Annotated in this window: 19 protein-coding genes and 1 pseudogene; 8 read left to right on the top strand and 12 right to left on the bottom strand. The window is 69.9% G+C overall.

Annotated features, from left to right (window positions below; translation table 11 throughout):
- Window positions 1-7: 7 nt before the first annotated feature.
- From ACIBJC_RS08745 to ACIBJC_RS08725, 5 genes and pseudogenes are all read left to right on the top strand, one after another.
- On the top strand, window positions 8-1,024 hold the full coding sequence (locus ACIBJC_RS08745; protein WP_399289648.1) for a zinc-dependent alcohol dehydrogenase family protein: 1,017 nt from the start codon (window positions 8-10) through the stop codon (window positions 1,022-1,024).
- Window positions 1,025-1,135: 111 nt separating this feature from the next.
- Complete coding sequence (locus ACIBJC_RS08740; protein WP_399289646.1) at window positions 1,136-1,561, top strand: nuclear transport factor 2 family protein; 426 nt, start codon at window positions 1,136-1,138, stop codon at window positions 1,559-1,561.
- A gap of 254 nt (window positions 1,562-1,815) precedes the next feature.
- A pseudogene (locus ACIBJC_RS08735) lies at window positions 1,816-1,905 on the top strand (DUF2255 domain-containing protein); the annotation flags it as partial.
- Between the two features lie 70 nt (window positions 1,906-1,975).
- The gene (locus ACIBJC_RS08730) at window positions 1,976-2,773 is read left to right on the top strand and encodes a cation:proton antiporter (RefSeq protein WP_399289644.1); all 798 of its coding nucleotides are present in this window, start codon (window positions 1,976-1,978) and stop codon (window positions 2,771-2,773) included.
- Between the two features lie 47 nt (window positions 2,774-2,820).
- Window positions 2,821-3,777: an amidohydrolase family protein gene (locus tag ACIBJC_RS08725; RefSeq protein WP_399289848.1), complete on the top strand. Its 957-nt coding sequence runs from the start codon at window positions 2,821-2,823 to the stop codon at window positions 3,775-3,777.
- 108 nt (window positions 3,778-3,885) lie between these two features.
- Here the strand turns inward: ACIBJC_RS08725 and ACIBJC_RS08720 are convergent, their stop codons facing one another.
- Window positions 3,886-4,773, bottom strand: coding sequence for a helix-turn-helix domain-containing protein (locus ACIBJC_RS08720; RefSeq protein WP_399289642.1), 888 nt, complete (start codon window positions 4,771-4,773; stop codon window positions 3,886-3,888).
- 62 nt (window positions 4,774-4,835) lie between these two features.
- Complete coding sequence (locus tag ACIBJC_RS08715) at window positions 4,836-5,825, bottom strand: aldo/keto reductase (protein WP_399289846.1); 990 nt, start codon at window positions 5,823-5,825, stop codon at window positions 4,836-4,838.
- A 476-nt stretch (window positions 5,826-6,301) separates the two neighbouring features.
- On the opposite strand from ACIBJC_RS08715, the gene ACIBJC_RS08710 reads away from it, so the two are divergent.
- From ACIBJC_RS08710 to ACIBJC_RS08700, 3 genes are all read left to right on the top strand, one after another.
- Window positions 6,302-7,303: an NADP-dependent oxidoreductase gene (locus tag ACIBJC_RS08710; RefSeq protein ID WP_399289640.1), complete on the top strand. Its 1,002-nt coding sequence runs from the start codon at window positions 6,302-6,304 to the stop codon at window positions 7,301-7,303.
- Between the two features lie 175 nt (window positions 7,304-7,478).
- A complete protein-coding gene (locus tag ACIBJC_RS08705; protein ID WP_399289638.1) occupies window positions 7,479-8,465 on the top strand; it encodes an aldo/keto reductase in 987 nt (328 codons plus the stop codon).
- A 1,425-nt stretch (window positions 8,466-9,890) separates the two neighbouring features.
- Window positions 9,891-11,030: a winged helix DNA-binding domain-containing protein gene (locus ACIBJC_RS08700; RefSeq protein WP_399289636.1), complete on the top strand. Its 1,140-nt coding sequence runs from the start codon at window positions 9,891-9,893 to the stop codon at window positions 11,028-11,030.
- Between the two features lie 10 nt (window positions 11,031-11,040).
- Here the strand turns inward: ACIBJC_RS08700 and ACIBJC_RS08695 are convergent, their stop codons facing one another.
- From ACIBJC_RS08695 to ACIBJC_RS08650, 10 genes are all read right to left on the bottom strand, one after another.
- A complete protein-coding gene (locus tag ACIBJC_RS08695) occupies window positions 11,041-12,162 on the bottom strand; it encodes an aminotransferase class V-fold PLP-dependent enzyme (protein ID WP_399289634.1) in 1,122 nt (373 codons plus the stop codon).
- Window positions 12,163-12,434: 272 nt separating this feature from the next.
- Complete coding sequence (locus ACIBJC_RS08690; RefSeq protein ID WP_399289632.1) at window positions 12,435-15,281, bottom strand: beta-L-arabinofuranosidase domain-containing protein; 2,847 nt, start codon at window positions 15,279-15,281, stop codon at window positions 12,435-12,437.
- Between the two features lie 332 nt (window positions 15,282-15,613).
- The gene (locus ACIBJC_RS08685) at window positions 15,614-17,374 is read right to left on the bottom strand and encodes a DUF6055 domain-containing protein (protein WP_399289630.1); all 1,761 of its coding nucleotides are present in this window, start codon (window positions 17,372-17,374) and stop codon (window positions 15,614-15,616) included.
- Window positions 17,375-17,587: 213 nt separating this feature from the next.
- Window positions 17,588-20,242 (bottom strand): beta-L-arabinofuranosidase domain-containing protein, encoded by a 2,655-nt coding sequence (locus tag ACIBJC_RS08680; protein ID WP_399289628.1) that lies wholly within the window; start codon window positions 20,240-20,242, stop codon window positions 17,588-17,590.
- On the bottom strand, window positions 20,239-21,600 hold the full coding sequence (locus ACIBJC_RS08675; protein WP_399289626.1) for an aminopeptidase P family protein: 1,362 nt from the start codon (window positions 21,598-21,600) through the stop codon (window positions 20,239-20,241). The genes ACIBJC_RS08680 and ACIBJC_RS08675 overlap by 4 nt, the downstream gene beginning before the upstream one ends.
- Window positions 21,597-22,886, bottom strand: a complete 1,290-nt coding sequence (locus ACIBJC_RS08670; protein WP_399289624.1) for an alpha/beta fold hydrolase — start codon at window positions 22,884-22,886, stop codon at window positions 21,597-21,599. The genes ACIBJC_RS08675 and ACIBJC_RS08670 overlap by 4 nt, the downstream gene beginning before the upstream one ends.
- Window positions 22,883-23,728, bottom strand: coding sequence for an ATP-binding cassette domain-containing protein (locus ACIBJC_RS08665; protein WP_399289622.1), 846 nt, complete (start codon window positions 23,726-23,728; stop codon window positions 22,883-22,885). The genes ACIBJC_RS08670 and ACIBJC_RS08665 overlap by 4 nt, the downstream gene beginning before the upstream one ends.
- A complete protein-coding gene (locus ACIBJC_RS08660) occupies window positions 23,725-24,540 on the bottom strand; it encodes an ABC transporter ATP-binding protein (protein WP_399289620.1) in 816 nt (271 codons plus the stop codon). The genes ACIBJC_RS08665 and ACIBJC_RS08660 overlap by 4 nt, the downstream gene beginning before the upstream one ends.
- The gene (locus tag ACIBJC_RS08655) at window positions 24,537-25,535 is read right to left on the bottom strand and encodes an ABC transporter permease (RefSeq protein ID WP_399289618.1); all 999 of its coding nucleotides are present in this window, start codon (window positions 25,533-25,535) and stop codon (window positions 24,537-24,539) included. Before ACIBJC_RS08655 ends, ACIBJC_RS08660 begins: the two co-directional genes overlap by 4 nt.
- Window positions 25,532-26,488, bottom strand: a complete 957-nt coding sequence (locus tag ACIBJC_RS08650; protein ID WP_399289616.1) for an ABC transporter permease — start codon at window positions 26,486-26,488, stop codon at window positions 25,532-25,534. Before ACIBJC_RS08650 ends, ACIBJC_RS08655 begins: the two co-directional genes overlap by 4 nt.

The raw sequence follows: 26,488 nt of genomic DNA, 5'->3' as shown, positions 1-26,488 counted from the left end.
GAACATCATGCGAGCCACCATCATCCACGCGCCTGGTGACATCCGGGTGGAGAACGTCCCCGAACCGAAGATCGTCGAACCGACGGACGCCGTCATCCGTACCGTCGCCACCTGCGTGTGCGGCTCCGACCTGTGGAGCTACCGGGGCATCAACCCGGTCACCGAGCCGCAGCCGATCGGCCACGAGTACGTCGGCATCGTCGAGGAGGTCGGCAGCGGCGTATCGAGCGTCAGGCCCGGCCAGTTCGTCATCGGCTCCTTCATCGCCTCCGACAACACCTGCCCGGTCTGCCGGGCCGGCTACCACACCTCCTGCCTGCACCGTGACTTCCCCAACGGCTGTCAGGCCGAGTACGTCCGCATCCCCCTCGCCGACGGCACCCTGGTCGCCACGCCGGACGAGCCGGCCTCAGAGCTGGTTCCGCATCTGCTGGCCCTCTCCGACGTCATGGGAACCGGCTGGTACGCCGCCAAGGCAGCCGAGGTCGAGCCGGGTTCGACGGCCGTGGTCGTGGGTGACGGCGCGGTGGGCCTGTGCGGTGTCATCGCCGCGAAGGAACTGGGCGCCGAACGCATCATCGCCATGAGCCGCCACGAGTCCCGGCAGAAGCTTGCCCTGGAGTTCGGTGCCACCGACATCGTCGCCGAGCGCGGCGGGGAGGGCGTCGCCCGCGTCAAGGAGCTGACGAACGGCATCGGCGCCGACTCGGTCCTGGAATGCGTCGGCACCCAGGAGTCGATGCACCAGGCCCTGCAGTCCACGCGCCCGGGCGGCAACGTCGGCTTCGTCGGCATGCCTCACGGCGTGCAGATCAACGGCCAGGAACTCTTCCTCTCCCACGTCGGTCTGCGCGGCGGCCCTGCGCCCGTGCGCGCCTACCTTCCCGACCTGATCGACCGTGTCGTCAGCGGCCGTATCCACCCGGGCAAGGTCTTCGACCTCACCCTGCCCCTGGACGAGGTCGCCGAAGGCTACAGGGCCATGGACGAGCGCCGCGCCATCAAGGCGTTGCTGCGTCCGTGACCTGCGGCCCGGCGCTGGTGGGTGCGGGACGAGCCGCGCCTACCACCTCCGGCACCACCGAGTGGTGGAAGCGCCCGCCCACCGCAGCCCGGCTGAAACGGACCCACCGCCATGACCAGCGAGGCGATCGCAACCGTCCAGGCGTACTTCGAGTCCCTCGGCACGCGCGACATGGAACGGATCCTCACCCACTTCGCTCCCGATGTGACCTGGGCCATCCCCGGCGATCCGACACTGACGCCCTGGGCTGGGCGCCGCAGCGGGCCAGAGGAGATCCGGCAGTCTCTCGCCGCGTTCTTCGCGGCCGTCGAGCCGATCGCGTTCGAGCTGCGCTCTCTGGTGGAGACCGACGGACAGGTGCTGGCACCGGGCCGGTACGCCTCTCGGTTCCATCGCTCGGGACAGGTACTCGAAAGCGAGATGATCCTGCGCTTCACCATCGTCGGCGGCCTGATCACCGACTACCGCGTCTTCGAGGACTCGCTCGGCATCACCCGTACCCACCTCGGTGTGCCGCTCACCCCAGATCCCACCTGACCGCAGGTCTTCCGACCCCCTCGACAGCAACGAATCCATACGTACGCCTTCCTCGGTCTCAGGGGCCCCCGCATGTCCGTTCGGCGCCCTCCCGGCAGCCCAAGGCGACATCCTGCGGTGCCTGTGCGAAAGCCTGGCCATCACCGCGGTCATGGCCTCCGTCGGTGTTGCGGCACATCTCTTCCCGAGGCCGGCGACGACCCTGACGAGCCCGCTCGCGTACTCACCGGATCAAGGAGATCGGAGACACGCCTATGGCGGCATGGACGAGCGATGACGTCAACCGCATCGCCACCGCGTACGAGTTGGAGATGGCACCGCTCAGGCGCGATGGCACCCTGCGCAGGCCGGTGCCGATCTGGGTCGTCCGCGACGGTGACTGCCTTTACGTCCGCTGCGGTCGCCTGGATCAACATGAACCGCCGCCTGAACGATCCTCTGCTGGGCAATCTCGTGATGCTCCTGGCACCGTTCACGGCCTGTCTGCTCGCCGAGCTGATCCACGCCTCGGGTGTCCTCGCGGTCGTCGTGAGCGGGCTGATCATGGCCCAGGTGGCTCCGAGCCTGATCCGGGCCGAGCACAGACGCCAGGCATTGGCGTTCTGGCCGCTGGCGACCTTCATCATCAACGGCGCCCTGTTCATCCTGGTCGGAGTGGAACTCCAATACGCGTTCCGTCACTTGAGTCACGCGGATCTGCGGGACGCACTGATCGCCGTGGGTGTGGTCAGCGTGGTGCTGGTCCTCGTCCGGTTCGCGTTCCTGTTCTCCTCCGCCTACCTGATCCGCCTGATCGACCGACGTCCACAGCAGCGGCTGCGGAGGATCAGTCACCGGGCACGCACCGTCAGCGGCTTCGCCGGCTTCCGGGGCGCGGTGTCGCTGGCCGTGGCAACCGAGGAAGCCGTCGAGGCGCTCCCGGAACTCGCCGCCGAACTGGGCACCACTGCCAAGGTCACGGAGTGGCTGCGCCAGGAGTACGAAGCCCACCTGGCGACCGTACGGGCCAAAGGCGACGGCGCCGACGAAGACCCCGCTCTGCTCCACAACCGCCACTACACCGAGCTCCGCCTCGCCCTCATCGCCCACAAGCGCGCGACCGTCGTCCGCCTGCGCGACGAACAGCGGATCGACGACACCGTGCTGCGCCGGCTCCAGACCGCACTGGACTACGAAGAGGTGCGGCTGGCCGGACGCGAGCAGGTGGAGTGAGCCGACCCGGCCCCCGACGACACCACACACCGGAAGGGATTCCCGTCATGTCCAGCGGCCTCATCGACGTCCACGCCCATCTCCTCCCCGACTTCTACGTCCAGCAGGCGACGGCGGCCGGCCACGGCCACCCCGACGGCATGGGCGGCTGGCCGTCATGGTCCGTGCAAGCCCACCTGGACCTGATGGACCGCAACGGCATCGAGACCGCGATGCTGTCCATGTCCTCGCCCGGCGTGCACTTCGGCGACGACAGGGCAGCCCGCCTCCTCGCCCGCCGCGTCAACGAGCACACCGCCGAACTGACCCGAGACCACCCGGGCCGCTTCGGCGCCTTCGCCTCGCTGCCGCTACCAGACGTGGAAGGATCCCTGGAGGAGATCGCCTACGCCTTCGACGAGCTCGACGCCGACGGCGTGGCCCTGCTGACGCACACGGACGGCGTGTACCTGGGCGATCAGCGCCTGGAGCCGGTCTTCACCGAACTCGACCGCCGCCGGGCCGTGGTCTTCCTGCACCCCACCTCGCCGGTGTGCTGGGAACAGTCCGCACTCGGCAGACCGCGGCCGATGGTCGAGTACATCTTCGACACCGCCCGTACCGTCACCGACATGGTCATGGCGGGCGTCCTGACGCGTCACCCGGACATCAAGGTGATCGTCCCGCACTGCGGCGGCGCGGTGCCCGTCCTCGCTGATCGCATCAACGAGTTCATGAGCCTGTTCCTGGAGTCGCAACGGCCGCCCACCCCGGACGCGGTGCAGCAACTGCGCGGCCTGTACTACGACATGGCGGGCACCGCATTCCCACGCCACGTGCCGGCGCTGTTGAAGCTCGTCGGCCCGGACCATGTGCTCTTCGGCAGCGACTACTGCTGGACGCCGTCCCCGCTGGCCGACGCGCACATAGCGGCGATCGACGCCGCCGAGCCACCGGCGGAAGGCGCCACATGGCGGTCGCTTACGACGGCGAACGCCAAGCGTCTCTTCCAGAGCACTCCGTGATGAACACACCAAGCAGTGCGCCGACGCGATCACGAAGCCGGCGTCGCCGGTCCGACTGCGGACCACGTCTCCAGAGCCCAGATCCGCTCGGCCTCCTCGGCGCACGCGTCACGCGGCACCGGCCACTCCCTCCTGAGCCCGCTCGATCCTGGCCGCCAAGGAGCGCAAGGCCTCGTGCGTCGGGCTTCCGGGCTCCGCGGTCCACACGACGAGCTGTTGCTCGGGATCCTCGGCGCACATGAAGGTGGACCGCTCAAGGGCCAGGTCGCCGGCCACGGGATGCCGGAGCAGCCTCGTACCGCCGGCCCGCACGGCGACGTCGTGCGAGGTCCACCACCGGCGGAAATGCGGATCCAGCGCGGAAAGCTCTTCGACGAGGGCTGTCAGTCGAGGGTCGCCGGGGTTCCGCCTGCTGTCCATGCGCAGGTGCGACAGGGCCAGGCGAGCCATGTCCTCCCAGTCCCGGTACAGCACGCGGACGGCGGGCTCGGTGAACACCAGGCGCACGTAGTTCCGCTGTTCCTCCGGGACACGTCCGAAGTCCATCACCAGGGCTGCGGCCATGTCGTTCCACGCCAGCAGGTCCGTGTTGCGTCCGATGACGAAGCCCGCGGTCAGGGAGAGGTCATCGAGCAGGTGCAGCATCTGCGGCTGGACTCGTTGGCGAACGTTCCGGCTGCCCCTCGGCGAGACCGTCTTGCCTGCCGACACCGTCTTGCCTGCGAGGGTCAGGAGGTACTCATGCTGATCGCCGTCGAGGCGCAGCACCTGCGCGAGCACGTCGAGGACGGCCGCCGACGCCTGGACACGTCCCTGCTCAAGCCGGGTATAATAGTCGGTGCTGATCGCGGCCATCCGAGCGACTTCCTCACGCCGCAGGCCGGGAACACGTCGAGGCTCACCGCTGTCGGGCAGCCCTGCCCCGCCGGGACTCAGCTGGGCACGGCGCGCCTTGAGGAAGGCCCCCAGTTCCTCCAGGCCCGGATCGCGTAGCACACCCCGAGTATCGCACCTTGCCGCGATCCCGCGCCGCAAACGCCCCTTCACCACCAGCCCAGCTACCAGGCGTACGCTTCGGGAGCCTCGCCTCCCGGCCCCGGCCAGATCTCGTCGAGTCGCCGAAGGGTCTCCAGCGACAGGGTCAGGTGCGGGGCCCGGAGCGTCTGGTGCAATTGCTCGGGCGTCCGCGGTCCGACGATGGTGGTCGCGACCGCCGGGTTGTGCAGCAGCCAGGCGAGGGCGACGTCCGCCGGTCGCTCGCCGAGGCTCGCGCACAAGGCTTCGTACGGTTCGAGCTGTGACCGGTACTGCTCGACAGTGGCCCGGAACTCGGGAGACGAGCGCCGACCGCTGTCGGCCTTCTGCAGAGCGCCGCCGAGCAGGCCGCCTCCCAGCGGGCTCCACGGGATCAGGCCGAGGCCGTAGTGGCGCAGCGCGGGGATCAGTTCGAGTTCGACCGTGCGGGCGTTGAGGTTGTAGAGGCTCTGTTCGGAGACGAGCCCGAGGAAGTGCCGCTTGCCGGCTTCCTGCTGGGCGGTGGCGATGTGCCAGCCCGCGAAGTTGCTGGCGCCGATGTAGGTCACCTTGCCCTCGCGGACGAGTTGCTCCATGGCCTGCCAGATCTCGTCCCACGGTGTCGAACGGTCGATGTGGTGCATCTGATACAGGTCGATGTGGTCGCTCTGCAGCCGTCGGAGGCTGTCTTCAGCAGCCTTGCGGATCTTGTAGGCGGAGAGGTACTTGTCGTTCGCGCCGGTGCCCATGGGCTGGTAGAGCTTGGTCGCCAGCACGATCTGGTCGCGCCGGCCACCGCCCTGCGCCAGCCACCGGCCGATGATCTCTTCGGAGAGGCCGTAGCCCACTTCCATGCCGGGCGACTGGGGGCCGCCGTACACATCGGCGGTATCAACGAAGTTGATGCCTTCCGCAACTGCCCGGTCGAGTATGGCGAAACCGGTGGACTCGTCGGTGACCCAGCCGAAGTTCATGGTCCCCAGGCCGAGCTTGCTCACCTTCAGACCTGTCCGGCCGAGGTGGTTGTACGTCATCGTCATCGGTGGTTCTTCCCTCTGGTAACGGCAGTACGTCGCGTACGGGCCGCGCGGAGAAAGTCACGGCTGCCGTCCGGTTCTGCAGCTGGGGAGCCGGCTTCATGGTCGGCGTACCGCTTGAGTGGCCTGCAGCTACATCGCCGCCCGCTGACTTCGATGCCGGCGGGCGGGACACTTCCCGTACGCCGGCCGGTAGGCAAGCCTTGCCGCCACGGATCGTTTTCGCGGGACCAATCAATCACCGGACCGATGCATGCGCAGTCGTCCGGACGCGAGAATTCCTGCCGAGGACGATGCAGCCATGCAGATAAAGCTTGCACGGTCGGCCACCCGTGTGCAGGGGAAGGATTTATCCGGGGAAAAATCCTTCCCCCCTTCAGGATCGAGTGCCTGGGTACGATGACTGATGGCTTTGCGCGAGAAATTCGTCAAGCCTCGTCATGTCACACCGCGAGAAGTGAGGAAAGGGCCGGATGAAAGTCATTGGACTGAGCGAGTTCGGCGGACCGGAAGTGCTGCAGTCGTTCGAACTCCCCGACCCGCGCCCTGGAGCCGAGGAGGTGCGGCTCCGTGTGCACGCCGCCGGAGTGAATCCCGTCGACGCAATGGTGAGGTCCGGGCTGCTGGAGCAGATGTACCAGGGCCTCACTCCGCCCTTCGTCCCCGGGATGGAGGTCGCCGGTACCGTCGAAGAGGTGGGCGGCGATGTCGACCCTCGCTTGGGCTTGGTGCCCGGAGCCCATGTCGTGGGATTCGTCGACAGCGCCGGAAGGCACGGCGGTTACAGCGAACGTCTCGCCCTTCCCGCGCGGTCCGTGGCCATCGCTCCCTCGAATGCCTCTGCCGCCGAGACGGCCGGTTTCCTCAACAATGCGCTCACCGCTCACAACGTGCTCGACGCATTCCGGCTGCCAGAGGGCGCCGCGCTCCTGGTGACAGGCGCTGCGGGATCGGTCGGCGGATACCTCGTGGAACTCGGCGCTGCGGCGGGCCTTCGCGTCGTGGCCGTCGCGGCAGAGGAAGATGCCGACCTCCTGCGCTCACTCGGCGCGCACGTGTTCATACCGAGCGGCCCCGACATCGCCCACCGGGTACTCGACGAGCTCGGTACTCCGGTGGACGCGGTGGCTGATGCCGCCTTGCTGCACGAGCAGATCGCTCCCGCCGTGCGTGACGGCGGCCAGATCGGCATCCTGCGCTTCTGGGACGGCGATCCAGGGCGCGGAATCAAGGTCAAGCACCTCAACGTGCGAGAACGGCGGACGGACCGGGACGCGATCGTACGTCTGCGCGACCAGGTCGAAGACGGCACCCTCACGCTGCGCGCCGCCATGTCCTTCGGTGCGGACGACGCGGTTGCCGCCCATACCCGGCTCGAGCAGGGCGGCCTGCGCGAACGAATCGTCCTCGCATTCGACGACGAAGTGTGGCATCCCGGCTCACCAGGCACCACTTCGCCCACCTGGAAGCCCTGAACACCGACTGCGCATCCCCCCTCGGCCTTGTTCGTTCACCGTTACGAACCGGAGACGCCAGGAACCGACCGCACGCTCCGGGCGCCATGGGCCGCTGGAACGACGCAGGACGCTGCGGCCGGCCGTCCTGCGCTCGACATCGGCCGGCCGGTGCCGGCCTCGACAAGGAGAAACAATGCACACGCGAACGCTCGGGCGCGACCTGCGGGTCTCCGCCATCGGCCTCGGCGCCATGGGGATGTCCCAGAGCTACGGGCCGAACCCCGGTGACCGGAGCGACATGATCGCCGTACTCCGTGGCGCCGTCGACCGCGGGATCACCTTCTTCGACACCGCGGAGGTGTACGGCCCTTACGTCAACGAGGAGCTTGTCGGCGAGGCCCTCGCTCCGGTGCGTGACCAGGTCGTGATCGCCACCAAGTTCGGATTCCGCATCGAGAACGGCGCCCCCGCCGGGCTCAACAGCCGGCCCGAGCAGATCCGTGCCGTCGCCGCGGCCTCCCTGAAACGGCTCGGAGTCGAGAGGCTCGACCTGTTCTACCAGCACCGCGTCGACCCGGAGGTGCCCATCGAGGAGGTCGCCGGCACGGTGGGTGAGCTCGTGCAGGAGGGCAAGGTGCGCTGCTTCGGACTCTCGGAGGCCGGTGCGGAGACCATCCGCCGTGCCCACTCGGTCCACCCCTTGACGGCGGTGCAGAGCGAGTACTCGCTGTGGACGCGGGATCCCGAGCCGGAGGTCCTGCCGACGTGCGGGGCGCTCGGGATCGGATTCGTGCCTTTCAGCCCGCTCGGCAAGGGATTCCTGACCGGCACGGTGCACGCGTCGACCTCGTTCGTGACCGGTGACGTCCGCACGAACATTCCACGATTCACGGCCGAGAACCGCGCGGCGAACCAGGCCCTCGTCGAACACATCACCACCATCGCGCGAGCCAAGAGCGCCACACCCGGGCAGGTCGCACTCGCCTGGCTGCTCGCGCGGCACCCATGGATCGTTCCGATTCCGGGCACACGACACATCGCGCGAATCGAGGAGAACTCCGGCGCCACCCAGCTGCCGTTGTCGGCCGACGAACTGGCGGACCTCAACGAGCTCGCCGGCCGGGTCGGGGTTCAGGGAGACCGTTACAACGAGCACCACATGTCGCTGGTCGACAAGTAACAGACGACGACGGCATTCCGCGGACCGGTCCACACCTCATCAGGGACGGGACAGCTCTCCGGCGGCCGCGCGCAGAAGCCCCGTCGGACCATGGCGGGGCTTCGTCGCCTCACGGCCGTCTCTTGGTCTCGTACTCACCGAAGAAGCTGGGCCTCTTCCAGGTGTACGAGAAAGGGGCGCCTGACCTGGGAACATCCCGGCCGCTCCGTCCGGCCCCGCGCACCAGGCATGCGGCTCACCGACAACTACGTCGAGGGCGAAGCCCTCGACGTAGGCCAGTTCCCCACCCGGCGCCGCAGCCGAGCCAACCGATTCGACGAAACACCGGCCGGGCTTTCCCGGAGGGGAACCGCCTTCCGGCCACGGTGCCGGGGTGAACAGCCGTCCCTCGGTCACCAGCAGCGCGCCCGGCGTGGCATGCGCCCAGCCGGCGCGACGGCGGGTGACCCGGCCGCCTCGGCGGCCCGCCGCAGCGTCAGGCATGCCGCCGTCAGCCTGAGATCCATCACCGTGTCCAGGCGATCAGCCGGGCGTGACGGCGACGCCGGGCCGGCGTCTCGATGGCGCGTGTGTTCACGAGCCCTCCAGGGGTCAGTCATGACGTCGCAGTCCGACGGCAAGGGCGTTCCAGCCGCCGTCAGGAGCGTGAGCAAGCGGGTGGAAGCCTGCGGTCTTCGAAGCCGGAGCCAGTAAGGGGCGAGTTGGCCAGACGTCCATACCGAATCTCCGCACGGCAGACGGTCGCAGGCGACAGCGCCATCTGCCCGGGGCCGACTTCGCCATCACGGCAGATCGCCACGGCCCCTCTTCCACGGCTTACCCGAAACCTTCAGCACGTCACGTGATCGTACTGCGCGATCACACACGGTGCTTACCGATTCGACCTGAGGGGCAACGCCTCTTGCATACGTGGCAGCGGTGAACTGCTGCTGGAGTTACCTGTGTTCCCCTCCGGTACCGGCGCGCCGACAGCGCTCACTCCAGAGCACGGCGTACGCCCCCGCAGCATCGAGTTCCCGTGCGCCGGCCCCAAGAGATAGCGCTCCTGATCGAACGAGTTCGGGGCTCGCATCTGCACCACCCGCGCAATCGGCCTGTCTGGGAATCAAGCCCGTTGCCTCCTCAAGCACGCGGCCTGTGAGGAGTACACCCACCCCGTGTCCGTCCACCGCGCGTCCTGGACGGAACTCGCCGCCCCTCTCACGAGGGCGACCATCATCGCCCCAACGGCACACATGCGCCCCAAACGCCGCATATTTCCAGCTTGTTGTCGGACTTCGAGGCTCCCGAACGAGCACGGGGCCTGTCATTGACACTCCGTACCCAATGGTTTGAGGTCCCGTCCACGCCGGGCGCGTGGACGGGGCTGCGGGAACCTGTCGGGAGGGCTCGATGGCCCAACCACGCACGCGGCATAATCCGGCCATGAGCCTTACCGCGCGACAGCTCCTGCTGTCCACCCTGGACCGTCAGCTCCTGCTCGAACGCCGGCGTCTTGACGTGGCGGAGGCGGTCCGCCGGGTCTGCGCCATTCAGGCACAGACACCGGCGTCGCCGTATCTGGCCCTCTGGAACCGCGTACGGGACTTCGCGCCCGAGGATCTCGACGCGGCGTTCGCGGACCGCCGGATCGTGAAGGCGTCCCTCATGCGGATCACGCTGCACGCCGTCCACGCCGAGGACTACGCGTCGTACCACGCCGCCATGGTGAGCACGCTGCGGGCGTCGCGGCTGTACGACCGCCGCTTCACCGCGACGGAGCTGACCCACGCCGACGCCGACGACCTGCTCCCGGAACTCGCCGGATTCCTGGCCCGCCCCCGCACCGGCGCCGAGGTGGAAGCGGAGGTCACCGGGCGGTTCGGCGAGCACGCGCACCGCGTGTGGTGGGCGCTGCGTACGTACGCGCCGATACATCACGCGCCGACCGGCGGCCCGTGGTCGTTCACCCAGCGGAACGCCTACCTCGCCCCGCCCACGGCCCCCAGGGCCGTGCCACAGGACGCGGCGGCGGGGGTACGGCGGCTGCTGCTCGCCCACCTGCGGGCGTTCGGGCCCGCGTCGGCCCAGGACTTCGCCCGGTTCACCCTGCTGGGGCGCGCGGTGGTCACCCAGGCGCTGCACGAGCTCGGAGACCAGGTGGTGCGGGTGGCAGGTCCGGGCCGGGCCGCCCTGTTCGACCTGCCGGGAGCGGCCGTGCCCGCCGAGGACACCCCGGCGCCGCCGCGGCTGCTGCCGATGTGGGACAGCACGCTGCTGGCCCACGCCGTCCCCGGACGGGTCATGCCCCAGGAGTACCGGCCGCTGGTCGTCCGGCGCAACGGCGACATGCTGCCCTGCCTGCTCGTCGACGGGCAGGTCGCCGGGGTGTGGCGCGCGGTCGACGGCGGGCTGGAGATGACCGCCTTCCGCCCGCTCGGCAAGGCCGCGTGGCAGGGCCTGACCGAGGAGGCGGAGAAGCTGTCCACGCTGCTCGCCGACCGCGATCCGGCCGTGTACGGGCGCTACCGGCACTGGTGGGAGAAGGGGATTCCCGGTGTCGAGACCACGATCGTCAAGGGCTGACCCCGCCACATCACGCGGGCCCACCCAGAACGGTCAGGACCGCGTCGAGTGCGGTCGGCGTGGTGGTGGCGTGAATACTGAAGCGTATGCGGTCGTCCCCGTGCACGGTTGCGGTCACGCCCGCCGCGTCGAGCCGTTGGTGGACCGCCGGGGCGTCGCCGTGCGGAATGCCCACCACGACAAGTCCCGCGCGTTCGTGCGGTGAAACGGGCGACAGGACCGGCTTGCCCGCGGCGAGGAGCCGGTCGATGAAGGCGGTCACCGTATCCTCGATGCGACGCTGGACGGTGGCGACCCCGACCGATTCGAGCTGTGCGAGCGCCGTCGCGAGCGCCCCGGATGCGAACGGTGATCCATTGGTCGTCGAGAAACGCTGCGCGCCGGGGAGCGGTTCGTGGGGCAGACCGTCGTAGTGCGAGGGCCTTTCGACACCGGTCCAGCCACCGAGAACTGGCCGGAGGCACGCAAGGCCCCGGGGGGAGAGTGCCACGAAGCCCGTGCCCCACCCCGCTCTGAGCCACTTCTGACCGCCTACGACGAGTGCGTCGGCCAGGGTCCAGTCGGCGTCGACGACACCGAATCCCTGGATTCCGTCGACCACGAGGAGGCGGTCGCCGATCGCCGAACGGATGCCGGCCAGGTCGGCGCGGACCCCGGTGCGGAAGTCGACCGCGCTGACCGCCACCGCGACGGTGTCCGGCGTGAGGGAGGCTGCCACGCGTTCGGGCGTCACCGGCGCGAGCTCGTCCCCGGGCACGGTACGCAGCGTACGTACGGTGGTGAGCCCCGCATCCTGTGCTCGCCACCACGCGTACAGATTCGAGGGGAACTCCGCACTGCTCACGAGCACCGCGCCGCGCGGCAGGCCGAAGGCGATCTGGAGGAGGCCGAGCGACGTGCTGGGTGTCAGCACCACCGCACCGCGGTCGAACCCGGTGAGGCGTGCAACTGCCGCGAGGGCGTTCTCGTCCTCCGCGTGCAGTCCCGCCGAGGGGACACCGGCGCTCGCGTCGGCCGTGAGCCGGCCGATCGTCTCCACGACCGCGCGCGACGGTGGTCCGTAGCTGCCGAAGTTGAGGTATCCGGTCGGCTCGGCGAAGGAGGCGAGGTAGGCGTCGAGTTCTGCCGTCACGCGGGCACCCCCTCGGCGGCGATCCCGCGGTGCGGCGCACGGGCGTCCGGCCGCACGCCGAAGGGAGCGTACGGGGTGGCCGCCGCGTTCGGCGCCGGCCGCGCTGACGCCGGCGACGGCGTGGTCATCAGGCGTACGGCAACCGTGACGCCGGCCGCGTCACACGGCCGGGCCCGGTCGGATATCTGTATCGCCGGCGTCTGCACAGTCGGCACCTTTCCTACCTCACGGTCCATTGGTCGAGGGGGGGCGAGGCGGGGATGTTCGCGTTCCTACGTCATCCGTGCCGCGGCCGCTGCCGCGGTGACGGCGGCGGCCTCCGCCCGGCTCAGCATCCCGGCGCTCTCCCACTCGCGGGCGGTGGCGGCCACCGCCCGCAGGAACGCCGGGCGGCCGGCGAACGGGGCATCTTCCCACAGTCGGTCGAGGAACGTCGTGCCACTTCCGTCGGCGCGGTTCGCGACGCCCGCGTCGGTGCCGGCGAACACGATCCGCGGCTCCTCCCGGCGGAAGTAGGCGTGGTACGAGTCGGTGTCGCCCAGGTAGAACGGCTCGAACGGCACACCACCGGCCGTGAACGTCATCGGCTGCTCGCCCGCCTCGGCGGCAGCGGCGAGGTCGCCGGAGAGCTTCAGGGAGCCGTACCACGACATCGGCAGGGCCTGCGGGCTCGCGGACTTCGCGACAAGTGCGACGGGCCCGTAGAGCAGGGCCTGCAGACCGGGGTCGTCGAGAGCCCGCTCGACTCGCAGCCGGAACGGGAAGCGGACCTCGACCCGGTCGCCGTCCCGCCAGGTCCTGTCGACGCTCGCGTACCCGTCGCGGCCCACCCGTACCGTCTGCTTCCGGTTGTTGATTCCGACCGTGAAGCCGGACCGTGCCCACGAAGGCACCCGCAGGCGCAGGTCCAGCCGGCCGCCGCCGGTGATCGTCAGGGTGGTGGTGTCCGACCTCGGGTAGTCGCCGCGCTGGGTCACGGTCAGTCCACGCTCCCTCCACCGCAGGGTCGACGGGAGGTACAGGTTGACGTAGAGCACGTCGCCGCGGGGCGACCGGAAGTAGATCGAGTCCTGGTACTTGGTGTGGTTCTCCAGCCCGGTGCCGCCGCAGCACGTGCCTGTGTTGCCGTACTCCCGCCGCACGCCCGGACCGACCGGCACCATGTACGTGACCAGCGGGTCGTCGGTGCTGTCGGCGTCCTGCCGGGAGGCGAGGATCTGATTGACCAGCGTCTTGTCGTAGTAGTCGAAGAGCCGGGCGTCCGGCGCGTGCAGGAACAGCCCCCGCGCCACCTTGAGCATGTTGTACGCCGCGCACGACTCGGCATTGGTGGTCGTGACGATACTGCCGGCAATGGCGTCCCGTCGGCGGAAGACCTCGCCCTGGCCGGTGCCGCCGTGCACGTAGGTGCGGTGCGGCACGACCATGTCGAAGAAGTTGACCGCGGCCGTCCGGTAGTCCTCGCCGCCGCCGTTCTCGAACAGGCGCAGATAGCCGAGGAACTGCGGGATGTGCTGGTTCGCGTGCTTGCCGTCGAGGCTGTCGGTGTCGGCCACGCAGTCGGCGAGCAGACCGGTGTTGTCGAAGCAGCGTGCCGTGTCCAGGAACGTCGTGTCGCCGGTCAGCGCGTACAGGTCGGCCATGACCTCGTTCATGCCGCCGTACTCCCCCGCGATGTACAGCGACCACATCCGGTCGAGCTGCTCGCGGGGCAGCGCGCCGAGCCGGCTGTGCACCCACTCCCCCATCCCGCTCACGACGGCGAGCGCCGTCGTGTTGCCGGCGAGCGTGTACGCGTCGAGCAACCCCCGCATGATCTTGTGGCAGGTGTAGTACGGCGCCCAGATCGCCGGGTAGGTCACGTACGACTCGAGTTGGACGAACTGCGTCTCGGGGTAGGCCGCGAGGAAACCGGCGTGGCTCGGGCCGGGGGCGCCGCCGGGGCCGGTGACGACCGTCGCGTCCCAGGCGCGGCCCGAGGAGTCGGCGACCGCCGTGCCGGACGTCTCGTCGAACCGGTACCAGGCGAGGTTGCCGTGTGTGGCACTGTCCGCGCTCGCGGCCGCGAGCGCGGCGACCTCCGCCGCGTCGAGGGCGCGGTCGTACAGGTGGAACTCGTCGACGGTGCCCGCCAGGTTCGGGTCCCCGAACTGGGAACGGCCTATCCAGTTGTTCTTCGGGGCGCCCAGGTCGGCCGGCGACAGCGTCATCGCCGCGTTCGTGCCGGCCACCGCGCCGTCGACGTAGAGAGTCCCTGTCCCGCCGGCGAGAGTGACCGTCAGATGGACCCACTGCCCGACCGGCAGTGGCGCGGTGCCCCGGATCCGTTGCTCACCGGAGTTGCCGCCGGTGGTGATCGCGAAGCGGGGTCCCGTACCGTCGTCGGCGGTCAGGAACATGTAGGTGCCGGTGCCGGTGCCGAAGTCGAACACCCGGGACCAGGTTCGCTTCTCGGCGAGCCGCACCCACAGGGCGATGGTGAACGTGTCGAGGCCGTCCACGGTGGAGTCGGGCAGCCCGACGTACTGGCCGTCGCCGGTGAGTTCGAGCCCGCCTCCGGCCTTGCCGGTCGACCACACCGCCGGGGGCGGCGGTGTGCCGGGGCGGCCGACCTGCTCGGTCCAGGCGTCCTGGCACTCCTTGAGCCCGGCGACGACGGTGTCGAGTTTGTCCTTGAACACGGCCTCGCCGGTGTCGGCCCACGCCTGGGCGAGCATCGACAGGAAGTGCCCGCTGTAGTGCCCGCGCAGGTTGCCCGTCGCGTCGTCCCATCCGCCCGGCGGCTCGGCGCTCCCGGTGTCCAGTCCCGCCGCGGCGCGGAAATTACTGAGGATACGGTCGACGGGGTACTCCCGCGCGTAGGCGAGGACGCGGTCACGTTTCTCGGTGAACAGGCTCGCCCCGAGGTCGACCTGGTCGAGGGAGAACGGGACGGCCCGCCACGACGCGGGGACCGGAAGACGGTTGACCCGCGGTCGGCCGACGGCGGCGGCCGGTCCCACCGGGGTGTCCAGGGCCGCGGCTACCGCTCCGGTGTCGGCGGCGCCGACCAGGGTCGCACCGGCGGCCACCGCTCCGTACCGCAGTAGCCGGCGGCGGGACATCTCGTTGTGCGTCATTTCTGCATTCGCTCCCGGTCCGAGTTCACAAAAGGGTTTATACGGTCATCGATGGCATCACAATGCTTTTCGGGAATGCTTTCGGTCCGATATCGATCGGCGATTCTTGAATGGCCGGCCAAGGCGACGGGTGGAACACCTCTCCCGGCCTGATGAAGGCGTGCCGAATCGGAACCGAGAATATTCTCCGGGAATTTGTCGACGGAGGATCTTCATTGTCAGGAACTTCGTTGTCAGGAACTTCGTTACTTCGACAGTCCAACGTCCGAACCGGATGGTCCGCGCGCTCGGACGAGCCGCCTCGGCCGGGCCGGCCGAGGCGGCTCGTCCGGCTAGGAGATCGCCAGATCGGCGCTGGGGAAGGCGGTGAACGACGGGTTGATGTCGGACTCACCGCCCGCACCGTCGCAGGCCCGGTCCGGGTTGAACATCAGGTAGGTACCGGAGCTGCAGGTGATGGCGAGTTCGGCGTCCCCGCCGACGACGATGTTCCCGGACAGGTTGGCGCCGCCCTGGATCAGGGCGTTGTCCTTGACCACGGCGTTGCCGCCGACGGTACCGCCGTTGACCCAGCCGAGCCCCTCGATACGGGCGTTGCCGGTGACCGTACCCGCGTACACCGCGGCCTTCGGGCCGACATAGGCGGAAGCGGCGACACTGGCAGTGTTGGAGACCCAGCCGCCGCCGTTGGCGTGCCAGTGCCCGCCGCCGGTCGCGGCCGGCTTGACGTGACCGGGCTCGAAGCCGGACGGGGTGGCACCGGAGAGGCGGAACTCGTACGGGAAGCGCCGGGCCTTGGGGTATCCGTCCAGGAAGCCGTAGTGCGGTACCGCGGTCGGGGTGGCCGTGACCACCAGCCAGACCTCGCTCTCGCCGGACTGCAGCTGGAAGCTGAGCTGCCCGTCGGTGCCCGAGGTCAGCGCCGAGTAGCGTGCCGTGCCGCCCCGCATCGCCACCAGCCCGAACGTCCAGCCGCTCGCACCGGTCTCCGCATGCCCCTTCAGCCGGACCTTCACGAGCCCGCCGGCCGAGGCCGGAACGAGCTTGATCTTGTTGAAGCCGTAGTCCGAGGGCGCCATCCGCGGATTGATCCGGTAGTGGCTCAGGTTCTGGTCGACGGCCTCGACGTTGCCGCCGTTGTACGCGTTGAGGAAACCCGCTCCGTACACGTTGTTGAGGAACGGCATCAGGGTCGCACGGTTGCCGAAGTCGTAGTTGACGGTGCGGGTGGCGTACTCGCCGACCCGCCGGCCGAGTTCGGACTGGCTGATGCCGGTGATCCTGCGGTACGTCTCCAGCGGGTGTTCGGTGCTGCGTGCCTCGTTCCACATCCGGTTGAACATCGCCAGTCCGTCACGGTCCTTGATGTACTGCGCCAGCATCCAGTTGCCGTAGTGATGCCGGCTGGAGCTCCAGTACAGATTCTCCGAACGCAGCCAGCGGGTCAGGTCTCCCGCCGCGGTGGTGGGCAGCGCCTGCATCGCCATGAACTCGGCGCCGGTCTCCCAGAACGTGCCCGCGCTCGGATCGACGAAGCCGGCACCGGAACGCCCCAGGAACGTGTAGTTCTGGAAGACATGGGCCAGCTCGTGCGCCAGCCCCCACGAACCGGGCAGCGCCGCACCCGGGGCGACATTGATGATGCCGACCCTGTTGTCCACCGATCCGCCACTGGCCCAGGAGTCCAGCTCGGTGCGGTTCCAGGTCCGGGTGACGATCACGATGATCTTGTGCTGCGCCAGCAGCCCGGTCTCCGGCGTGAAGGCCATCGTGTTGACGTAGAAGCTGTAGAGACTCTCCAGCTGTGTGAGGACACTGTTCGGGTCGAAGTTGTACGGCGAGGGCGCCGACACCGGATTGGTGCCCGACTTCTCACCCCACAGCAGGATGAAGTTCGTGGACTCCCGGCTCCGGTCGGCCGACCAGGGCACCTCGCCCGTCTGGGTCCATCTCGCGGGAATGTACACCGACTTCGCGGCGGGGGCCGACGCGCGCGCCGTCGCCGGCGGCGCGACGGACGCACCGGTCACCAGCGTGAGAGTCAGTACGACAGCGAGCCACAGTGGCCGTAATCGAGCATGAAGAAGCTTCATGACGGAAACACCATCCCCTTGGGGGCCGATGACTGACGAGCGCCACGTCGACCTTTCGGGCCTTTCCCGCACACCGGAGAATGACGGTGGATGCAGAGGACTCCGGTGAGCGCGTGAAGGCCAACACTGATGGACGGGGCATCTATTACTGTTGACACTGACGTACGAAAACCCTTTCGGCAACCTTCGGTTCGGGAGAATCATTCGGGATTCTCACCGCAGCGGCGGCAGCGTCACCCGCTGGATCGGTGTGGTGTTCCCGGCACGGTCGGTGGCGATGAACTCGAGGATCTGTGGCTCGTCGCGCAGCGCCCTGGTGAACGGCTCCTGGTAGATGCCCCAGAACGTCTCCGGGGTACGCCATTGAACGCGGTCCACGCCGGACACGTCGTCGTCGGCGTGGAGGGTCACCTCGACGTTGCTCGGTCCGAGCGGACGGACCTCGGCGCCCACCGACGGGGGCCGCGTGTCCACGGCGACCTCGCGGGTGACGTGGACGGTCCGGCCGGAGGAGTCGGTGGCCCGGCCCCGGAGCACGTGCCGGCCCTCGCCGTCCAGCGCGATCACGCCGGTCGCGGGCCGCCACGCGCCCTCACCCACCGCGGCCTCCAGGGTGGCGGGCGAGACCGAGGTCACCGCGAAGCCCGGCTCGCGGGTGTACCACCCGGACGGGGCACGGTCGCCGGTCACCTCCACGCGGACCACCGGCAGCGGATCCCCCGCGCCGATATCCGCCGGGAGCGACCACTCGACGATGTCCTCGGCCGGCTGCCCGTCCGCGGTGGTCAGCCGGCTCACGCGCGGTTCGTCCGCCGAGTCCGGGCCGACGACACCGCGGCGGGGCACGGCCGGGCCGTCGAGGGTGCTCGCGGCGGCTGCCATGAGCACCAGGGCCGCCTCGTCCCGGCTCAGCAGCCCGGACCGGGCCGCCCGCACCACCCCCCGGTGGACCGCGGTGAAGAACGCGGCGATATCCGCGTAACCGCCGTCCGCCCACAGTCCGGTGAGGAACGACCAGCCGTCGGAGTCATGGCGGTCGGGTACCCCGGGGGTGCTGCCCAGGAAGGCGATCTCCGGGTCGGCCAGACGCAGGTACATGTGGTAGCGGTGGTCGCCGCCGGACCAGGCCGGTTCGAAGGTCCGGCCGAGCACCGAGACCAGGTCGCCGTCGGTGGTGTGCCCGGCGATGCTGCCGTCGAGACGCCGGTGGGCGGCCGCCGCGACCGGCAGGGTGGTGGTGGCGTCGTCCCGCGCGAGCAGCACCGTGGGGCCGAGTTCCAGGCTGACCAGGGTGGGGTCGTCGGGGGTGGGCACCAGCCTCAGCGGCATCGGCAGGTCGAGCTCGACGGTGTCGCCGGGGCGGAAATCGCGCCGCAGTGTCACGAATCCGGTGTCCGGCACCGGCGTCTCCACACCGTCGACCCGGGAGCCGGCGGCCCAGGGCGGGATGCGCAGGTGCAGCTCGCCCGAGAAGGCGGCGCCGAACTCGACCGCCACCTTCCCGTCGCGGGGGTACCGGGTCCGCAGGATCACCTCCCCGTCGGCGTGGCGCAGCCGCGAGGGTACGTACTGCGTGACGTACAGCTGCCCGGGTGCGTGGAACCACACCGATTCCTGGTGTTTGACGTGGCTCTCCAGGCCGGTGCCGCCGCAGCAGGTGCCGACGTTGTCGTACTCGCGGACGGCGCCCGGGTCCACCGGGTACATGTACAGGACCTCGGGGCTGGTGTCCGAGGTGACGTCCGCGCGGGAGCCGACGATGTGGTTGAGCGAGGCGCGCTCGGCGTAGTCGGCGTACCGGCCGTCGAGGGTGTGCCCGAACAGCGAACGGGCGATCTTCAGCAGGTTGTAGGTGGCGCAGGTCTCGGCGTTGCGCCGCTTGACGAACCCGGCCACGGTGTCCGCGGGGCCCCACAGTTCGCCCTCGCCGGTGCCGCCGTGCGCGAAGGTCCGGCCGGGCACGATCTGGTCCCAGAGTGCGACGACCGCGTCGAGGTAGCGGCGGTCGCCGGTGGCGTCGTACTGGTCGAGGTGCCCGACGAGCATCGGGAGGTGCTGGTTGGCGTGCATGCCGTCGAGCACGTCACGGCCCTCGACCGCGGCGTCGAGCACGCGGTCGACCTCGAACGCCCCGGCGGTGCGCAGGAACGAGGGTTCGCCGGTGATCCGGTGCAGTGTCGCCATGGTCTCGTTCATGCCGCCGAACTCGCCGGCGATGTAGAGCGACCACATGCGCTGCAGTTGTGCCCGTTCCAGCCGCAGAACGCGGCGGGCCACCCAGTGGCCCATGCCGGTGACGAGTTGCAGCGCCTGCTGGGAGCCCGTCAGCTCGTACGCGTCCAGCAGCCCCGCCATGATCTTGTGACAGGTGTAGTACGGCGCCCAGATCTCCCCGTACGGCGCCAGGTCCTCCAGCCGCGAGAACTGCCACTCGCCGTACGCCGCCAGAAATCCCGGATGGCTGTAGCGCCCGGTCGCCGCCAGCGCGTCGCGCACCTCGGCCAGGCCCGCGACCATCTCGTTCGTCCTGCTCAGCAGGGCTTCCTCGCCGGTCGAGGCGTAGGCCAGCGACAGCATCGACAGGAAGTGCCCCGCGTAGTGCCCGCGCAGCAGGCTCGCCGTGGGTGCCACGCCCGGTCCGGGGTAGTCGGCCTCGGACCACGCCCGCTCCTCGGGATGGCCGAAGTCCTCCCAGGTGCCGGGCGGCAGCGCGCCGTGGGTGTCGAGCCCCGCGTTGGCCCGGAAGACCGCGAGCACCCGGTCCACCGGGAACTCCCTGGCGAGATGGAGCATCTGGTCCCGGGTCCGGGAGTGCACGCCGTCGAGCAGGTCCACGTCCCGCAGGGCGAAGGGATGTACGCGGGTCATCGGGCCGCCCATTTCTCGAGTCCGGTGGCGTCGATCGGCAGCGCGCCGGACAGCACCTCGTGCCCGGTCCCGGTGACCAGGAGGTCGTCCTCCAGGCGTACGCCGATTCCGCGCAGTTCCGGGGGCAGGGTCTCGTCGTGGGCGTGGAAGTACAGGCCGGGCTCGACCGTCAGCACCATGCCGGGCCGCAGCGACGCGCCCTGGTACTGCTCGTACGACGACGAGCCGCAGTCGTGCACGTCCAGGCCCAGGTGGTGGCCGATACCGCAGACGAGGTAGCGGCGGTGCTGCTGGCCCCCGGGTGCGAGCGCCTCGTCGACCGAGACCGGGAGCAGCCCCCAGTCGTGCAGCCCGCGGGCCAGCACCTCCATGGCGGCGAAGTGGAAGTCGATGTAGGTGCCGCCGGGGCGTACCTGGTCCATGCCGGCCCGGTGCGCGGCCTCGACCAGGTCGTGCACCCGACGCTGGGCCGGTGTGAAGGTGCCGCCCACCGGTAGCGTCCGGGTCACGTCCGCGGTGTACAGCGAGTTCGCCTCGACGCCCATGTCCAGCAGCAGGGTCTCGCCGGGCAGGACGGGGCCGTCGCAGCGGACCCAGTGCAGGATCGGCGCGTGCTCGCCGGAGCCGACGATGGTGTTGTAGCCGGGCCCGTTGCCGAAGGTGCGGGCGTGCCGGTCGAAGGTGCCCTGCAGCCAGCGCTCTCCCAGGGCGTCGGTGACGGCCCGCGGGATCTCGTCGGCGACGGCGGCGAAACCGGTGACGGTGTGGTCCACGGCCTCCCGCAGCTGTGCGATCTCCCAGTCGTCCTTGATCATGCGAAGGTCGGAGAGCACGGTGCGCAGTTCGTCCGGTTCACCGGCGGGCTGCTCACCGAGGTCGCCGATCGGCCGCACCGGCAGGTCCAGCGCGGCGGACCACGCCGCGAGCCCCGCCGACGGGCCGACCCACAGTTCCCCGTAGGCGGCGCTGGCGTGGAAGTCACGTTCGCCGGGCCGGGCCGGGGCCGGCATGTAGAGCACGGCGTCGTGGCCGCCCGGCCGTGGCTTCATCACCAGGACCGCGCCCTCGGTCTGGCACGAGGTGGCCCAGACGAAGTCGCTGTCCGCCCGGAACGGGTAGTCCGCGTCGCCGTTACGGCGCGGGGCGCGGCCGGCCGCCAGGACCAGGGTCCGGTCCGGCAGGCAGGCGCTCAGCCGGGCCCGGTGGTCGGCCGCCGCCCGTGCCGCGGCGGGACTCACCGGCGCCGGGACGTCGCGTTCGGCCCAGCCCTGTCCGATGCGGGCCAGGAAGCCGGGGCTTTCGTCGGCCAGACGTGGCGGCTTCGTCCCGGCGTACGGCGGGGTGGTGATCTCGGTCAACGCTTTTCGCCTCCTCGGTCGCGGACCATCTCCCGCAGCCGGTGGAACACCCGGCCGTCGGCGATGCCGTCGTGTTCGTACTCGTTGGTCACCCAGGTCTGCGCGTTGCCGACCCGGGTCAGGGTGTCGCGCTGCAGCCCGGCGTCGACGAACACGTCGTCGGCGTAGACGGCGGCGGCCAGCGGGACGTCGTTGGCCGCGAGCCGGGCCGGGTCGTAGAGCGGGCTCCAGACCTCCTGCTCGGCGAGCTCGGCCATCGCGGGCGCGAACGGCCGCAGCGCCCGTATCTCCTCGAACATCCACGGAAACGTCATTTCCGAGGTGAACAGCAGCGGCCGGCGGTCCTCGGTGAACTCCGGTCGCCGGTCCCGTTCGCGCTGGGCCGCCCAGCGGAAGGGACCGTTGGCGCCGTCGCCGTAGATCGACTCCTGAAGGGTCCAGAACAGCGGGTTCCCCGCGTTCGACGTCTTGACCAGCACCGTCTCCAGGAACTCGGCGTCGAGCCTGCCGTCCCGGCGGATCGCCTCGGAGACCAGCCAGTGCAGGCGCTGGTGGCCGGCTCCGAAGCCGAGGTCCCCGCCCAGGGTCTGGAACCGGCGCACCGACAGCGGCGAGCCGTCGGGCAGCGTCACGTCACCGGCGGCGAGCCGGTCGGCTATCGCCGTCACCGCGGCGACGTCCTGCGGGTAGCGCCGGTAGAAGTCGGCGGTCTTGCCGGCCACCCGGTCGAACGTACGCCGGTAGACCTCCGCCGGATCGGGCGGTGTGCCGGGGATCCCGCCGCAGACGTAGCAGGCGGTCAGTGCCTCGGGGGCGCGCGACAGGTAGGTCAGGGTGATCCACCCGCCGAAGCTCTGCCCGAGGGTGGCCCACCGTTTGCCGTCGTAGCACCGGGTCCTGACGTGTTCGAGGTCACGCACGATCGAGTCGGCCCGGAAGTGCAGCAGGTGGTCGGCGGCGGCACGGGCATGGGGGAAACCCGCGATGTCGGTGCCGTCGACCGGGGTGCTGCGCCCGGTGCCGCGCTGGTCGACCAGGACGACCCGGTAGTGCGGGAGGGCCTCGGCCAGCCAGCCTCCCACCGGGGCGGGCCGGGGGTTGGCACCGCCGGGGCCGCCCTGCAGATAGGTCAGCAACGGCAGGTCGTCGTGGCGGCGTTCGGGGTCGGTGAACTCCCGGACGAACAGCTCGATGCTCTCGCCGCCGGGATCGGACCAGTCCAGTGGCGCGGCGACGGTGAACTCGCGCACCCAGGCGCCGGGCAGGGGGTATTCCACCAGGTTCATGCGGTGGCTCCGGTCGAGTTGCTCCGGCGGCGCGCGTCCCACTCGGGGCGGATCCGTGGCACGGCGGCCAGCAGGGTGCGGGTGTACTCGTGCTGCGGGTCGTCGAAGATCGCGTCCCGCTCGCCGGCCTCCACCACGCGGCCGGCGGTCATCACCGCGACGCTGGTGGCGATCTGCCGGACCACGGCGAGGTCATGGGCGATGAACAGGCAGCCGAAGCCCTCCTCGCGCTGCAGTTCGCGCAACAGGTTGATGATCTGTGCCTGTACCGAGACGTCGAGGGCCGAGACCGCCTCGTCACAGACCAGTACGCGCGGGCTCACGGCGAGCGCGCGGGCGATGCCGATGCGCTGTGCCTGCCCGCCGGAGAACTGCGCGGGGTAACGATCGACGTGATCGGGGTCGAGCCCCACCCGTTCCATGAGCGCGCGGGCGACCGTCCGGGTTCCTCCGGGGATCGGCCGTTTCTGGTAGCGCAGGGGCGCGGTGACGATCCGTTCGACGGTGTGCCGGGGATTGAGCGACGAGAACGGGTCCTGGAACACGACCTGTACCTGGCGGCGTACCTCCAGCAGGTCGGGCCCTTGCAGGGCGGTGATGTCGCGGCCGTCTAGGTGGACGGTGCCCGACGTGACGTCGATCAGCCGGGCGGCGAGCCGCGCGGTGGTCGACTTGCCGGACCCGGACTCCCCCACGAGCGCGAGCGTTCGGCCCGCGTGCAGGTCGAAGGAGACGGTGTCGACGGCGGTGAACCTGCGGGCGGGGCGCAGCAGGCCGGCCGTACCCGCGACGGGGAATTCCTTGACCAGGTTCCGGGCCCGCAGCAACGGTTCGGGGCTCATGTGTCGCCTCCCAGGGTCTGCAGTTCGCCGATCTCGTCGTCGATCCGCGGGACCGCGTCGAGCAGCGCCCGGGTGTACGGGTGCCGCGGGTCGCAGAAGATCTGCTCGGCGGTGCCGGACTCGACGACCTTGCCGTGCCGCATGACGATCAGTGTGTCGGCGACCTCGCTGACCACGGCGAGGTCGTGGGTGATGAGGATGAGCGCGGCACCGGTGTCACGGCGTACCTCGGCGAGCAGGTCGAGGATCTGGGCCTGGACGGTGACGTCGAGCGCGGTGGTCGGCTCGTCGGCGATGATCAGGCTGGGTTCGGTGCTGAGTGCCATCGCGATCATCACGCGCTGGCGCATGCCGCCGGAGAACTGGTGCGGGTATTCGTCGACGCGGCGGGCCGCGTCGCGGATGTGCACGCGTTCCATCGCCTCGATCGCTGCCGTGCGGGCCGCCCGGCGGCTGACGCCGGTGCGGTGCGACCGGTAGGCCTCGGCGATCTGCGTGCCCACCGTGTAGTAAGGGTTCAGCGAGGAGAGCGGGTCCTGGAAGACCATCGCGATCCGGTCGCCGCGAACGGCTCGCATCCGGCGTTCGTTCAGCGTGGTGAGCTCGCCTCCGTCGAACTCGATGCTGCCGGCGCGGGTGGCTCCCTTCGGGAGCAGCCCCATGATCGCGAGGCTGGTCATCGACTTGCCCGAGCCGGACTCGCCGACGATGCCGAGGGCGCCGCCGGGCGGTACGGCGAAGTCGATGGCGTCGACCACCGGGGCGCCGTGGAAGGCGACGGTCAGGTCACGGACGCGCAGCAGGTCGCTCATGACGCCGCTCCCACTCTGACCCGCGGGTCGATCGCCGAGTACACCAGGTCGACGGCCATGTTGCCGACCACGACGAAGAACGCCGCGAGCAACGTCACCGCCATGATGACCGGTTGGTCGTTCTTGGTGATGGAGTCCGCCGCGAGTTTGCCGACGCCGTTGATCCCGAAGACCGTCTCGGTGATCAGCGCGCCGCCGAGCAGGCCGGCGAAGTCCATGCCCGCGATCGTGACGATCGGGGTCAGCGCCGGCCGCAGCGCGTGCCGCCGCCACACCAGGTCCGGTCGCAGGCCCTTGGCTCTCGCGGTCCGCACGAAGTTCTCGTCGAGGGTGTCGATGACGTTGGCCCGGGTGAGCCGGGTGTACGACGAGGCGTAGCCGATCGCCAGCACCGTCCAGGGCATGATGAAGTTGAGGAACCACTGCCCCGGGTCGTCGGCGAACTGCACGGCCTGCGGGAACGGCAGCCACTGCAGCCACACCACGAGCACGTACTGCAGCGCGAGGGCGAGTACGTAGTTCGGGATCGACATGCCGCCCAGGGTGAGCCCGGCGATGAACCGGTCGGCGAATCTCCCTTCGCGCACGGCGCTGAGCAGACCGCCGAGCACGCCCATGAACAGCCAGAGCACGGCCGCGCCGAGGGCGACCACCGCGGTCACCGGCAGCCGCTGCACGACCATGTCGGTGACGAACTGCGAGGTCTGGAACGAGTAACCGAGGCAGGGTGCCGGGCAGTGCACGGTGGAGGGGCCGCTGCCGTAGTCGCGGCCCAGGAACAGCCCTTGCATGAAGTGCAGGAACTGGGTGAGGAACGGGTCGGTCAGGCCGAGGTTGGCGCGGATCTGGTCGATGCGCTCCGGGGTGCAGTTCTTGCCGCAGATCTGTACGGCCGGGTCCGGCGACAGGGCGAAGAAGATGATGTAGGTGAACAGGCAGACCAGGAACAGCACCAGCAGCATGCCCAGCACGCGGTGCACGACGTAGCGGGTCATGAGCGGCCCCCCGGCTCGACGGCGGTCCGGATGTGGTCGCCGAGGACCATGAAGGACAGCACCAGCAGCGCCAGGAAGACGCCCGGCACCAGGAAGTACGTGGGGACCACCGCGTACCAGTTCACCGAACTCGAGATCATCTGCCCCCAGGACGGCGTGGGCGGCACCAGGCCCACGCCGAGGAAGGACAGCCCGGCCTCGGTACCGATGTAACCGGGTACCGCCAGGGTCACCATGACCAGGATGGTCGAGCGCAGGTTGGGCAGGATCTCGGTGAACACGATGGTGGTGCGGGAGGCACCGGACGCACGGGCGGCCTCGACGAACTCGCGCTCCTTGAGCGATATGGTCTGTCCTCGCACGATCCGGGCCAGGTAGGGCCAGCCGAACAGTGAGATCACCACGACCAGCAGGTACTGCCGGTCGTCCGCGGGCAGTGCGGAGAGCACGGCGATCATGAAGATGAGCGCGGGGAACGCCATCAGGAACTCCATGACCCGCGAGATCAGCATGTCGGTCCGGCCTCCGAAGTAACCGGCCAACAGGCCGAACACCATGCCGAGCGCCGTGGTGAGCAGCGTCGCGCCGAGGGCGATGAGCATCGAGGAGCGGGCGCCGTACACGATCCGGGCGAAGACGTCCCGGCCGCTGCCGGGCTCGACACCGAGCCAGTGCGATCCGGAGATGCCGCCCCAGGACCCGGTGGGTATGCCGCCGAGGTCGGGGTCGATGGCGCTCTGGTCGAACTCGTACGGGTCCCAGCCGCTGACCCGGACGATGAGGGGTGCGAACACCGCCATGAGCACGATCAGTGCGATGTAGCCGAGGCAGGCCACGGCCACCGGGTCGCGCAGCAGGGCGCGGGCCACGCTCCAGCGAGGGTCGGGGGTGGCGCCCGCGGTGCCCGGTGCGGACACCGCGGGCACCTGCGGGCCGGTTGACGGGATCGTCAT

It is taken from the genome of Streptomyces sp. NPDC050509, from assembly GCF_044457965.1.
Lineage (GTDB): Bacteria > Actinomycetota > Actinomycetes > Streptomycetales > Streptomycetaceae > Streptomyces.
This window is presented reverse-complemented; position numbering and strand designations above follow the sequence as displayed.

Bases quoted from the DNA above. Each gene is read 5' to 3' on its own strand.
- ACIBJC_RS08745 (WP_399289648.1), top strand. From the start codon at position 8: ATGCGAGCCACCATCATCCACGCGCCTGGTGACATCCGGGTGGAGAAC.
- ACIBJC_RS08740 (WP_399289646.1), top strand. From the start codon at position 1,136: ATGACCAGCGAGGCGATCGCAACCGTCCAGGCGTACTTCGAGTCCCTC.
- ACIBJC_RS08730 (WP_399289644.1), top strand. From the start codon at position 1,976: ATGAACCGCCGCCTGAACGATCCTCTGCTGGGCAATCTCGTGATGCTC.
- ACIBJC_RS08725 (WP_399289848.1), top strand. From the start codon at position 2,821: ATGTCCAGCGGCCTCATCGACGTCCACGCCCATCTCCTCCCCGACTTC.
- ACIBJC_RS08715 (WP_399289846.1), bottom strand. From the start codon at position 5,825: ATGACGTACAACCACCTCGGCCGGACAGGTCTGAAGGTGAGCAAGCTC.
- ACIBJC_RS08710 (WP_399289640.1), top strand. From the start codon at position 6,302: ATGAAAGTCATTGGACTGAGCGAGTTCGGCGGACCGGAAGTGCTGCAG.
- ACIBJC_RS08705 (WP_399289638.1), top strand. From the start codon at position 7,479: ATGCACACGCGAACGCTCGGGCGCGACCTGCGGGTCTCCGCCATCGGC.
- ACIBJC_RS08700 (WP_399289636.1), top strand. From the start codon at position 9,891: ATGAGCCTTACCGCGCGACAGCTCCTGCTGTCCACCCTGGACCGTCAG.
- ACIBJC_RS08690 (WP_399289632.1), bottom strand. From the start codon at position 15,281: ATGACGCACAACGAGATGTCCCGCCGCCGGCTACTGCGGTACGGAGCG.
- ACIBJC_RS08685 (WP_399289630.1), bottom strand. From the start codon at position 17,374: ATGAAGCTTCTTCATGCTCGATTACGGCCACTGTGGCTCGCTGTCGTA.
- ACIBJC_RS08680 (WP_399289628.1), bottom strand. From the start codon at position 20,242: ATGACCCGCGTACATCCCTTCGCCCTGCGGGACGTGGACCTGCTCGAC.
- ACIBJC_RS08670 (WP_399289624.1), bottom strand. From the start codon at position 22,886: ATGAACCTGGTGGAATACCCCCTGCCCGGCGCCTGGGTGCGCGAGTTC.
- ACIBJC_RS08665 (WP_399289622.1), bottom strand. From the start codon at position 23,728: ATGAGCCCCGAACCGTTGCTGCGGGCCCGGAACCTGGTCAAGGAATTC.
- ACIBJC_RS08660 (WP_399289620.1), bottom strand. From the start codon at position 24,540: ATGAGCGACCTGCTGCGCGTCCGTGACCTGACCGTCGCCTTCCACGGC.
- ACIBJC_RS08655 (WP_399289618.1), bottom strand. From the start codon at position 25,535: ATGACCCGCTACGTCGTGCACCGCGTGCTGGGCATGCTGCTGGTGCTG.
- ACIBJC_RS08650 (WP_399289616.1), bottom strand. From the start codon at position 26,488: ATGACGATCCCGTCAACCGGCCCGCAGGTGCCCGCGGTGTCCGCACCG.